The sequence below is a fragment of the Streptomyces sp. 6N223 genome (genome assembly GCF_052246635.1).
Taxonomy (GTDB): Bacteria; Actinomycetota; Actinomycetes; order Streptomycetales; family Streptomycetaceae; genus Streptomyces.
Map to the genome: position 1 here is coordinate 53,717 of NZ_JBQQCA010000039.1, position 11,111 is coordinate 64,827.

Sequence of the window (11,111 nt, forward strand, 5' to 3'; positions counted from 1 at the left end):
CAGTGAAGGCCCTTCTGGTGGTGCAACCCGATGGACCGGCGCGGACCCTTCCTCCGCGCCGTCGTTCACTTGGCTTTCTCCCAGCCCCATGCGGTGCCAGCAGGCACGGTCATGACCTTCTCAGACTTTGGTCCAAAATTAAACAAGGCCACCGAGGGTTCCCGGTGCCTTGCGCGGAGCGATGGTCGCAGCGACTCCTACCATGGAGGAGTGTGCACGTTTTGTGTGCCTTTATCCCATCACGGAGAGACAGGAAGGTGGGACGCGATGACACTCCCCACCCGACGGCATCGGCCGATGATGTCGCGGTACCCGTTCTATGAGTTCGACGATCTCTTCAACCGCATCGGGTCGCTGCTGGAGTCCACGGTCGCCCCCGGGTACGGGACGCCGGCGGAGCGCGTGAGCTGGGCGCCGCTCGCCGATCTGACGGAGACGGACGACGCCTACGTCGTGGAGGCGGAGCTCCCCGGCCTGAAGCACGAGGACGTCGACATCTCCGTCGGCGAGCGCGAGATCGCCATCACCGGCGAGCTGAAGGAGGCTGAGATCAAGGGGACCCTGCACAGCAGCACGCGCCGCACCGGGCACTTCGAGTACCGGGCGACGCTGCCTGGGCAGGTGAACGCCGACGCCGTGACCGCGACGCTGAAGGAGGGCGTGCTCACCGTCATCATTCCGAAGGCGGCGGAAACGGGCGTCCGGCACGTGGAGATCGAGCCCGGGGACTGACCCCCGGGCCCCGGGCTCCTACGCGGCGCGGGCGAGGCGGCGGGCGGCCAGCTCGGCGTACAGGGCCGTGCCGTCAGGCAGCACCGCCTCGTCGAACGCCGCGAGCGGCGAGTGGTTGCTGGGCGCGGTCTCGGGGTCCAGCCCCGGGAGGGTGGCCCCGAGGAAGATCATCGCGCCCGGCACCTCGTCGATGACGCGGGAGAAGTCCTCCGCGCCCAGGATGGGGTGGGGCATGGGGGTGAAGCGCTCCTCGCCCATGGTCTCGCGCACGGTGCCGGCGGCGAACTCCGCCTCGGCGTGGTCGTTGACGGTGACCGGGTACTGCTCGGCGAAGTCGGCCTCGACCTCCAGGCCGTGGGCGGCGGCGATGCCCTCGCAGACCCGTACCGTGCCCTCGGCGAGCCGCGCCTGGTGGGCGGCGGAGACGCTGCGGATGGTCGCGGCGAAGGTGGCGGTGTCGGGGATGATGTTGGTGGCGGTACCCGCGTGGAAGCTGCCGACGGTGAGGACGACCGGGTCGAAGACGTCGAAGCTGCGGGTGATCCAGGTCTGCAGCGCGGTCACCATCTCGCAGGCGGCCGGTATGGGGTCGAGCGAACGGTGGGGCTGCGAGCCGTGGCCGCCCGCGCCGCGCACCGTGACATTCAGGACGCTGGACGCCGCGAGCTGCGGGCCGCCGCGCGCCCCGAAGACCCCGCCGGGGAACAGGCCCGAGGACACGTGCAGGGCGTACGCCGCGACCGGGCGGCGGTCGGGCCCGGCGGCGTCGAGCACGCCCTCGGCGAGCATGTGCCCGGCGCCGTCGTAACCCTCCTCGCCCGGCTGGAACATGAAGAGCACGTCCCCGGCCAGCTCCTCGCGGTGCGCCGCCAGCAGCCGGGCGGCGCCGGCCAGCATGGTGGTGTGCAGGTCGTGGCCGCAGGCGTGCATACGCCCGGTGCCGGCGGGAGCGGCGAACGCCAGGCCGGTGCGTTCGGTCACGGGCAGCGCGTCCATGTCGCCGCGCAGCAGCACGGTGGGGCCGGGCCGGCCGCCGCGCAGCACGGCGGTGACGGAGCTCAGGGCGCGCCCGGTGGTGATCTCCAGCGGCAGGCCGTCGAGAGCCTTGAGGACCGTCTCCTGGGTGCGCGGCAGGTCGAGCCCGACCTCGGGGGCGGCGTGCAGCTCGCGGCGCAGGCGGGTCAGCTCGTCGGCCAGGGCGGCGGCGTCCTCGCGGAGGGTGGCAAGGCTCATGAGGGGTGGGCTCCTTCCGGGCGGTCCGGTTCGTCGTGGCGGTCGGAGCGCTGCGAGCGGCCGGGGCGGTCCGGGCGCTGGGGGCGCCCGGCGTCGTCGAGTCGGATGGCGGGGGTGAGGATCGTGGCGTTGCCCGCGGGCTCGGTGGCGGCCTTGCCCGCGCTGTCGCTGACCCTGATCAGCAGCGCGACGAGCAGGAAGTTCGCCACGGTCGAGGAGCCGCCCTGTGCGAGGAACGGCAGCGCCTTGCCGGTGAGCGGGATCAGGCCGGTCACGCCGCCGGCGACGACGAAGACCTGCAGCGCCATCACCACCGAGAGCCCGGCGGCCAGCAGCTTGCCGAAGGGGTCGGTGGCGTTCATGGCGGCGGCCAGGCCGCGCTGGATGAGCAGCACGTAGAGGAGGAGGACGAGCGTGACGCCGGTCAGGCCCAGCTCCTCGCCGACGGTGGCGAGGATGAAGTCGCTGCGGCCGGCGAAGCCGACCAGGTAGGAGTGGCCCTGGCCGAGGCCCGTGCCGGTCAGGTCGCCCGCGCCGAAGCTGAACAGGGCCTGGGCGGACTGGTCGGAGATCAGGCCCGGCGGGCGTTCCTCGGGGGGCAGGAAGATCGCCATCGGGTCGAGCCAGGCCTGGACGCGGCCCTTGACGTGGGGCTGGGTGGCGGCGACGGCGGCGGCGCCGAGCACGAACATCAGCACGCCGAGCAGGGCCCAGCTCGTGCGCTCGGTGGCGATGTAGAGCATGACGATGAAGACGCCGAAGAAGATGAGCGAGGTGCCGAGGTCGCGCTCGTAGAAGAGGACGATGAGGCTGACGGCCCAGATCAGCAGCACGGGCCCGGCGTTGCGGCCGCGCGGCAGGGCCAGGCCCAGGACGCGGCGGCCGACGAGGGCGAGGGCGTCGCGGTTGGCCATGAGGTAGCTGGCGAAGAACACCACGATCATGACCTTGACGAACTCGCCGGGCTGCACGGACATCGGGCCGAGGGTGATCCAGCGCTTGGCGCCGAACTGGTCGGCGCCGAAGAACGCCGGGGCCATGAGGAGGAGCATCGCCACGGCCATGCCGAGGTAGGTGTAGCGCTGGAGCACGCGGTGGTGGCGCAGCACGACGAGGGTGGCGACGAGGAGGACCACGCCGATGACGGTCCACATGACCTGGTCGGGGGCGACCGGGGCGGACTGGTAGTTGTCGGGCGGGTAGTGCTCGGCGTAGGCGTGGTCGAGGCGGTCCATCAGGACCAGGCCGAGCCCGGTGAGCAGCACGGTGACGGGCAGGATCAGCGGGTCGGCGTGGCGGGCGAAGCGGCGTACGGCGAGGTGGGCGAGGAGGGCGAGGGCCGACAGGCCGCCGGCGTAGACGGGCAGGCCGGTGGGCAGTTCGCCGTCGGACATGGCGAGGCCGGCGGCGGCGTGGCCGAAGGTGACGATGAGCAGGGCGAAGACGACGAGCGCGAGTTCGGTGTTGCGGCGGTGAGATATCCAACGCCGCACGTCGGTCGGCACCAGGCCGCCCGTGCCGCTGATCCTGCCCCTGGATCTCGCCATCTTCTTCTGACGCCCCCTGTCCCCGTCCTCCGGCGCCGCGGCGCCGGAGGAAACCTACCAAGAGGGAGGGGCAGCGCGGCAGGTCACCAGCGGGTGATGCGGACGCGGTGGCGGCCGGAGGGGTCGGCGTCGAGCACGGTGACGCTGACGCGGGCGCGTTCGTCGCGGAAGGTCTGGCCGGGGAGGTAGGGGGCGTCGGTCAGCGAGGCGGTGACCTGGGGGTGGGGGACCGGCTGGCAGCCGTCGCCGCGGGGGGTGGCGTCGGCGACGCGGACGGGGCCCGAGCCGCTGGGGACGGCGGCGTCGACGCGGGAGACGAGGACGCCGGGGCGGCAGACGACGCGGTCGAGGCCGCCGGGGGCGCGCACCTCCAGGGCGAGCGCGGTGTGGCGGCCGGTGCGGACGGCGATCAGCTTGGCGCCGGGGCCGGGGGTGCCGGCGGGGGTGAGCCAGTGCTCGGTGGTGCCGGGGGCGCGGGTGACGCAGCGGACCTGGTGGTCGGCGAGCCAGCGCAGCTTCCACTTGTGCCAGGCGAGCAGGTCGTTGCTGGGGCCCCAGTCCTCCTCCATCACGTCCCAGTGGCCGGTCAGCGGCTGCCGCTTCGCGCCGTGGGCGCCGTAGAGGTCGGGGAGGCCGAAGGAGTGGGCGTTCTCGTGGACCAGTACGCGGTGGGGGCTCTCGCCGGGCTGGCGGCTCCAGATGAAGCTGACGTTGCGCAGGGGGCCGGTGGGGGTGGTCAGGAGGGGGCGGCCCGGGAAGGTGACGGAGAGCACCTGCTCGGTGGCCGGGGGCCCTGCCTCGGGGACGGCGAGGACGTTGACCAGGTCGTGGGCGGCGGGGTCGGCGTCGTCGCCGAGGGCGGCGAGAACGTCGCGCATGAGGCGGTTGTAGCCCTGGGGGTCGTCCGGGTGCCAGCCGCTGCCGCGGTCGATGCCGTAGCGCTCGAAGGGCTGCGGCATGCGCAGCCAGCGGTGGACGGGGACGGGGCGGTAGGTCAGGCGGCCGTGGGAGGCGTCGGCGAAGTACGCGGTGGTGGCGGGGAAGAACTCGGCGAAGCGCTGGCGGGTGCTGAGGGTGGCGCGGGCGTCGGGGAAGTCGATGAAGAGGGTGAGGGCGGTGACGGTGCCGGTGGTGGGGGCGTAGTCGGTGCCGGGGGTGTCGGGAGGGATGGCTATGGCCTCGGTCAGGCCGCCGATGGCGGCCGGGGCGGCGGGGGCGCCCGCGGTCCTGGGGGCGGCGGGCGCGGGGAGGGCGCAGGCGGTGGCCGGGGCGGCGGCGGGGGAAGGGGCCGGAAGGCCGGGTGTGGTCGCCAGCAGCAGCGCGAGGGATCCGGTGGCGGCGAGCACGGCGCGGCGGCGCGGGGGTGTCCGACGCGCTGCGCGCGCTCGGCGTATTCGGGGTATTCGGTGGCCGCGTGGCTGGGGCATGGGCCTCCCGCTCCTTCCCCTGGGACCGGGGTGGGGTGTCCACGATGGGGCGGGGGGCGGGCATACGCGCGCCGGACGGCGCGTTCGGGTGGAGGGGCGGCGGGTACCCGACGGGGGCCGGAAGCCGGGCTCGATCGGCGCGGCTCGACGCAACTATCCGTGCGCGCCGTTCGTCTTCAGGGGTGTAGGGAGACGTGGGTTCGATGTGTGGGCGGGCAGGGTACCGCATCCCGGAAAAAAGTTGCGATGGTTGGGAATTCTGTCCGGATTCCCGTCGTTGATTCGTTACGGACGTGGGACGCAAGGGGGCATCCCCGTTCAGGTTCTTCTGTTCGATCACTCGCAAGGGAGCACGTATGGCAACCCGTGCCGTCGCCCGGCGTCAGGACACTGACGACAGTGTCGAAGCGACGGGCAGTGTTCGGTCCACCACTGGCAGCAACGCCGACCGCGACGCCACCGAGCGCGACCTCGTGGGGATGTATCTCGACGAGATAGCCCGCACGCCGCTGCTCGACGCTGCGCAGGAGGTGGAGCTGTCCCTCGCGATCGAAGCCGGGTTGTACGCGGAGCGCATTCTTCATGGCGAGGAGGAGCCCGCGCCCGGGGGCACCGCGGCGTCCGCGAGCCGTGAGGAGCTGGAGCGGCTCGTCGCGGCGGGCGAGCGGGCGAAGGACATCTTCATCCGTTCCAACCTGCGCCTGGTCGTCGCCGTCGCCCGGCGGTACCCGCGCAGCGGGCTGCCGCTGCTGGACCTGATCCAGGAGGGCAACGCCGGCCTGGTGCGCGCGGTGGAGAAGTTCGACTACACCAAGGGCTTCAAGTTCTCGACGTACGCCACCTGGTGGATCCGGCAGGCCATCACGCGGTCGATAGCCGACCAGTCGCGCACCATCCGGCTGCCGGTGCACCTGGTGGAGGAGCTGGGCCGCATCCGGCGCGTGCAGCGGGAGTTCAACCGCGAGCACGGCCGCGAGCCCGAGCCCTCGGAGATCGCCGCCGAGCTCGGCTCCTCGCCCGAGCGCATCCAGGACGTGCTGGACTGGGCGCGCGACCCCGTCAGCCTGAACATGTCGGTGGACGACGAGGGCGAGACGCAGTTCGGCGACCTGCTGGAGGACACCTCCGCCGCCTCGCCGGAGCAGTCCGTGCTGGTGATGATGCGGCGCGAGGGTCTTGAGGACCTGATCAGCCGCCTCGACCAGCGCACCGCCGCGATCATCCGCGCGCGGTACGGCATCGAGGACGGCCGGGAGCGCACGCTCACGGAGGTGGGCAAGCAGCACGGCCTGACGCGCGAGCGCATCCGGCAGATCGAGAAGCACGCCCTGCTGGAGCTCAAGCGCATGGCGAACGACTCCGGCTTCGACGCGGCGGCGTAACGCGAACGCGCGTAACAGCGCCAGCGCCATGAAGGCGGTGGGTGCCCGGGCACCCACCGCCCTCTCGCGTCTTCGGCGTCTCCGGCGGCTCCCGCGTGTCAGCCTCCGCCAACTGACAGGCTGTGACATACAACACATCCCTCTTCGAAATATCCGGGGAACACTTCTCCGTTTTGCTTGGTGTCTCACGCGAGTGAGATGTCAGTCAGACGCGAGGAGACCCGTGAGCGCCACAGCAACCGCAAGCCCCACCGCGACGCGGCCACGGCTGCGCGCCGACGCTGTCCGCAACCGGGAACGCATCCTCGCCGCCGCGCGCGAGGCGCTCGTCGCGGAGGGGCCGGAGGTGCCCCTCGATGAAATCGCTCGACGTGCGGGGGTCGGCAATGCCACGCTGTACCGGCACTTCCCCGACCGGAAGTCTCTGCTCTACCACGTGCTGCTCTTCGTGACCGAACGGTTCACCGAGCGCGCCGAATCACTGCTGGAGGGGGATCTTGATCCTTTTGAGGCGCTCAGCGCGGCCCTGCTAGGGACCTCGGAGGAGCGGATCGGCGCGCTCTGCACCCTGATGCTGGACTCCGGCATCGATCCCGAGGATCCCGAACTCGTCGCCAGCCGGGAGCGGATGAGCGAGACAGCGGAGCGGTTGATCGAACGTGCCCGTGAGTCGGGCCAGTTGCGGAACGACATCGGCTCCGGCGATGTCCTGCTCGCGATCGCCCGGCTGACCCGGCCCATGCCCGGCGGAGAGTGCCCCGGCGGCGAGATCGCGGCGCGGCGGCACCTGCAGATCTTCATCGACGGCCTGCGGGCCCCGGCGTCCTCCCGGCTGCCCGGCACCCCGCTGGACGTCGATGACCTCAAAGACCTCAAGGGCGAGGTCCATGGAGGGGTCCGGGTGCGCTGACCTCACCGCCGCGCCACCGCCGGCCCCGCCAAGCGGCCCCGATCCCAAGCCACCCGACCCTCTCCGTTCCGTTCCATCCGTTCCATCCCGCCCGCGCTATCCCGTCCTGACCACCTGTCCACGTCCACCTGGACCTTCATCGAGCCATGAAACGGCGCCTGGCGCTCAGTTTTCGGTCTCTCCCAAGTCTCTGTATCGACAGCTCGCCACCAGAGACTCCGATACGCACATCGCAACCGTGAGGTAGCCAACTCCATGCCACAAAAATCCGCACCGAGCCAGGCTCCAGCCGGGCTTGACCCGAGGCGCTGGAAAGCGCTGATCTTCATCTCCCTGGCGCAGCTGATGGTCGTCGTCGACGCCACCATCGTGAACATCGCGCTGCCCTCGGCCCAGGTCGACCTGGACATATCCGACGGCAACCGGCAGTGGGTCATCACCGCCTACGCCCTGGCGTTCGGTGGCCTGCTGCTCTTCGGCGGCCGGGTGGCCGACCTGTGGGGCCGCAGGCGCGCCTTCATCATCGGCCTGATCGGCTTCGCCCTCGCCTCCGCGCTCGGCGGTGCCGCGCAGAACGAGGCCATGCTCTTCGCCGCCCGCGCCCTGCAGGGCGTCTTCGGAGCGGTGTCCGCCCCCGCCGCGCTCTCCCTCCTGACGGTGCTGTTCACCGACCCCAAGGAGCGGGCGAAGGCGTTCGGCATCTTCGGCGCCATCGCCGGCGCCGGCGCCGCCGTCGGCCTGCTGCTCGGTGGCTTCCTCACCGACTACCTGGACTGGCGCTGGACCTTCTTCGTCAACATCCCGTTCGCGGCCGTCGCCGCGGCCGGCGCCCTGGCCGTGATCCGGGAGCCCGAGGAGGCCCGCAACCGTTCGACGCTCGACGTCCCGGGCGTGATCCTCGGCACCCTCGGCCTGGTCGCCCTGGTCTACGGCTTCAGCCGCGCCGAGCAGAAGGACTGGACCGAGTCCGTCACGGTCTCGATGTTCGTGGCCTCGGCCGTGCTCCTGGTGCTCTTCGTCATCGTGGAGTCCAGGGTGCAGTCGCCGCTGCTGCCGCTGCGGGTGGTCACCGACCGCAACCGCGGCGGGGCGTACCTCTCGCTGGGCCTCGCGATGATCGCGATGTTCGGGCTCTTCCTCTTCCTGACCTACTACCTCCAGATCGTGCGCGGATACTCGCCGATCAAGACCGGCGTGGCGTTCATGCCGATGGTGGTGGGCATGATGGTCGGCTCGACGCAGATCGGGACCCGGCTGGTGACGCGGGTTCCCCCGCGCGTGCTGATGGTGCCCGGCTACCTCGTCGCCGCGGTCGGGATGCTGCTGCTGACCCAGCTCGACCTCAACACCTCCTACTGGGGCGTGGTGGTGCCCGCGCAGCTGCTGCTCGGCCTCGGCCTCGGCACCGCGTTCATGCCCGGCATGAGCCTGGCCACCGAGCGGGTCAAGCCCACGGACGCGGGCGTCGCCTCGGCGATGGTCAACGTCTCGCAGCAGGTCGGCGGCGCGATCGGCACGGCGCTGCTGAACACCATCGCGGCCAGCGCCACCACCTCGTACTTCACCTCGCACGCGGCGGGCGCCACCAGCCAGGGTGAGCAGGCGCTGCTCCAGCTGGATTCGATGGTGCACGGCTACACCGAGGCCACCTGGTGGGCGTTCGGCATCCTGCTGGTCTCGGCGGTGGCGGCCTTCGTGCTGATCGACAGCCGCGGCCACCAGGGCCCGGCCGTGGACGCGGACGGCAAGCCCGTCACCGACGAGCCGGTCCCCGTCATGGCGCACTGACGCGCGCTGACGCGCGCTACACGCGCTGACACACGGCGGCACCCCCGCCATTGCCTCACGCGAAAGGCCCCCGCGGCGACCCGCCGCGGGGGCCTTTCGCGCACCGGGTGAGTCCGGATGTGCCCGGTTCGCATCTGACTGCCTCTGATTCGCTCCGCACGTGTTTACTTTCCCGGCAGCCGGGCGTAATCTCCGATCGATCCACAGAATCGGGCAGGAAAACAGGCACGAACGGACAGGACGGCGGGGACGGTCAGGATGTACGCACCGGAGCGGCAGCAGGCGATCCTCAGGCTCGCGCGCGAGCGGGGCCGGGTGGACGTGCCCGGGCTCGCCGAGGAGTTCCGGGTCACCGCCGAGACAGTACGCCGCGACCTGAACGCCCTCGCCCGCGCCGGGATGGTGCGCCGGGTGCACGGCGGCGCCATCCCCGCCGGGCGCCTGGACTTCGAGCCCGACCTCAGCGAACGCGAGGCCACCGCCGTCGCGCAGAAAGAACGCATCGCCCGCGCCGCGCTCGCCGAGCTCCCCGACGAGGGCAGCGTCATCCTCGACGCGGGCACCACCACGGCCGCGCTCGCCGCCGCCCTTCCCCTCGACACCTCCCTGACCGTCGTCACGCACGCGCTGCCGCTGGCCGCGCGGCTGGCCGACCACCCCGGCATCGAACTGCACGTGGTCGGCGGCCGGGTCCGCCACCGCACCCGCGCGGCGGTCGACGCGTGGGCGTTGCGCACCTACGGCGAGATCACCGCCGACGTCCTCTTCCTCGCCACCAACGGCTTCTCCCCCGACTCCGGCCTCACCACCCCCGACCTCGCCGAGGCCGCCGTGAAGCGGGCGCTGATCGCCGCCGCGCGCCGGGTGGTGCTGCTGGCGGACTCCGGGAAGTTCGGCCGGCAGCACTTCGCCCGCTTCGGCGCACTCGGCCAGGCCCAGCTCCTCATCACCGACGACGGCCTGAGCGCCGCCGACGCGCGCGCCATCGAGGCGGCGGGCACGGAGGTGAGGCGCGTATGAACGCCGGGAACGCGGTGAGCACCGTGAGCGCCGTGAGCGCCATCGGCGGCCCCCTGGGCGGCGGCTCGCGGAGCATGATCCTCACCGTCACCCCCAACCCCAGCCTCGACCGCACCTACGAGATCCCCGCGCTGGAGCGCGGCGCGGTGCTGCGGGCCGGGGCCGACCGGGTCGACCCCGGCGGCAAGGGCGTCAACGTCTCGCGGGCCGTGGCCGCCGCCGGCCACCGGACCGCCGCCGTGCTGCCGCTCGGCGGACCCGAGGGCGCGCTGCTGTCCGAGCTGCTGCTCGCGCTCGGCGTCACCGTGGCCCGGGTGCCGGTCTCCGGCTCGACACGGGTGAACGTCTCGGTCGTCGAGCCCGACGGCACCCTCACCAAGGTCAACGCCGCCGGGCCCGAGCTGAGCGCGCGCGAGGCGCGGGAGCTGCTGCGCACCGCCGGACGCTGCGCCGCACGCGCCGCCTGGACCGTCTGCTGCGGCAGCCTGCCGCGCGGCACGGAGCCGGAGTGGTACGCCGAGCTGGTCGAGCGCGCCCACCACGCCGGGTCGCGGGTCGCGCTGGACACCTCGGGCCCGGCGCTGACCGGCGCCCTGGCCGCCCGACCCGACATCGTCAAGCCGAACGCCGAGGAGCTGGCCGAGGCGGTGGGCCGCGAACTCGCCTGCCTCGGCGACGCCGTGAAGGCCGCCGAGGAGCTGCGCGCGGCCGGGGCGGGGGCGGTGCTCGCCAGCCTCGGCGCGGCGGGGCAGCTGCTGGTGGACGGCTCGGGGGCGTACTTCGGCAGCGCGCCGGTCGCGGCGGGCGAGGTCCGCAGCGATGTCGGCGCGGGCGACGCCTCGCTGGCCGGCTTCCTCACCTCGCTCGCCGCCGGCCGGAGCGGCCCCGAGGCGCTGGCCTCGGCCGTGGCGCACGGCGCGGCCGCGGTGCGGCTGCCGGGCAGCTCCATGCCGACGCCCGACGGGCTGCGGCCGGCCGACGTCACCGTCACCGCCGACCTCCCCCTCGACCGTCCCCCGTCCCCCACCCCCCCGCCCCCCCCACCCCCAAATCCCTCCCCCCCCTCCGGGAG

General features: G+C 72.6%; 9 protein-coding genes. 6 read left to right on the forward strand and 3 right to left on the reverse strand.

Annotated elements, in window-relative coordinates; translation table 11 throughout:
• The first annotated feature begins 267 nt into the window (after nt 1–267).
• A complete protein-coding gene (locus ACTWQH_RS22585) occupies nt 268–732 on the forward strand; it encodes an Hsp20/alpha crystallin family protein (protein WP_443288513.1) in 465 nt (154 codons plus the stop codon).
• An 18-nt stretch (nt 733–750) separates the two neighbouring features.
• Here the strand turns inward: ACTWQH_RS22585 and ACTWQH_RS22590 are convergent, their stop codons facing one another.
• The 3 genes from ACTWQH_RS22590 to ACTWQH_RS22600 all read right to left on the reverse strand — a co-directional run bounded on the left by ACTWQH_RS22590 (nt 751) and on the right by ACTWQH_RS22600 (nt 4,939).
• The gene (locus ACTWQH_RS22590) at nt 751–1,965 is read right to left on the reverse strand and encodes a M20 metallopeptidase family protein (protein ID WP_443288514.1); all 1,215 of its coding nucleotides are present in this window, start codon (nt 1,963–1,965) and stop codon (nt 751–753) included.
• On the reverse strand, nt 1,962–3,512 hold the full coding sequence (locus tag ACTWQH_RS22595; RefSeq protein WP_443288515.1) for an FtsW/RodA/SpoVE family cell cycle protein: 1,551 nt from the start codon (nt 3,510–3,512) through the stop codon (nt 1,962–1,964). The genes ACTWQH_RS22590 and ACTWQH_RS22595 overlap by 4 nt, the downstream gene beginning before the upstream one ends.
• Before the next feature lie 83 nt (nt 3,513–3,595).
• Nucleotides 3,596–4,939, reverse strand: a complete 1,344-nt coding sequence (locus ACTWQH_RS22600) for a M6 family metalloprotease domain-containing protein (protein ID WP_443288516.1) — start codon at nt 4,937–4,939, stop codon at nt 3,596–3,598.
• 356 nt (nt 4,940–5,295) lie between these two features.
• Between ACTWQH_RS22600 and ACTWQH_RS22605 the strand changes: the two genes are divergently transcribed.
• The 5 genes from ACTWQH_RS22605 to pfkB form a co-directional block, all read left to right on the forward strand.
• Nucleotides 5,296–6,321, forward strand: a complete 1,026-nt coding sequence (locus ACTWQH_RS22605; RefSeq protein ID WP_443288517.1) for a sigma-70 family RNA polymerase sigma factor — start codon at nt 5,296–5,298, stop codon at nt 6,319–6,321.
• 223 nt (nt 6,322–6,544) lie between these two features.
• Nucleotides 6,545–7,231, forward strand: a complete 687-nt coding sequence (locus tag ACTWQH_RS22610) for a TetR/AcrR family transcriptional regulator (RefSeq protein WP_443288518.1) — start codon at nt 6,545–6,547, stop codon at nt 7,229–7,231.
• A gap of 255 nt (nt 7,232–7,486) precedes the next feature.
• On the forward strand, nt 7,487–9,019 hold the full coding sequence (locus tag ACTWQH_RS22615; RefSeq protein WP_443288519.1) for an MFS transporter: 1,533 nt from the start codon (nt 7,487–7,489) through the stop codon (nt 9,017–9,019).
• A gap of 258 nt (nt 9,020–9,277) precedes the next feature.
• Entirely contained in the window at nt 9,278–10,039 is a 762-nt protein-coding gene (locus ACTWQH_RS22620; protein ID WP_443288521.1) for a DeoR/GlpR family DNA-binding transcription regulator, read from the forward strand.
• 74 nt (nt 10,040–10,113) lie between these two features.
• Nucleotides 10,114–11,111, forward strand: a 998-nt coding sequence (gene pfkB / locus ACTWQH_RS22625) for a 1-phosphofructokinase (RefSeq protein ID WP_443288524.1), incomplete at its 3' end; no start/stop codon positions are given.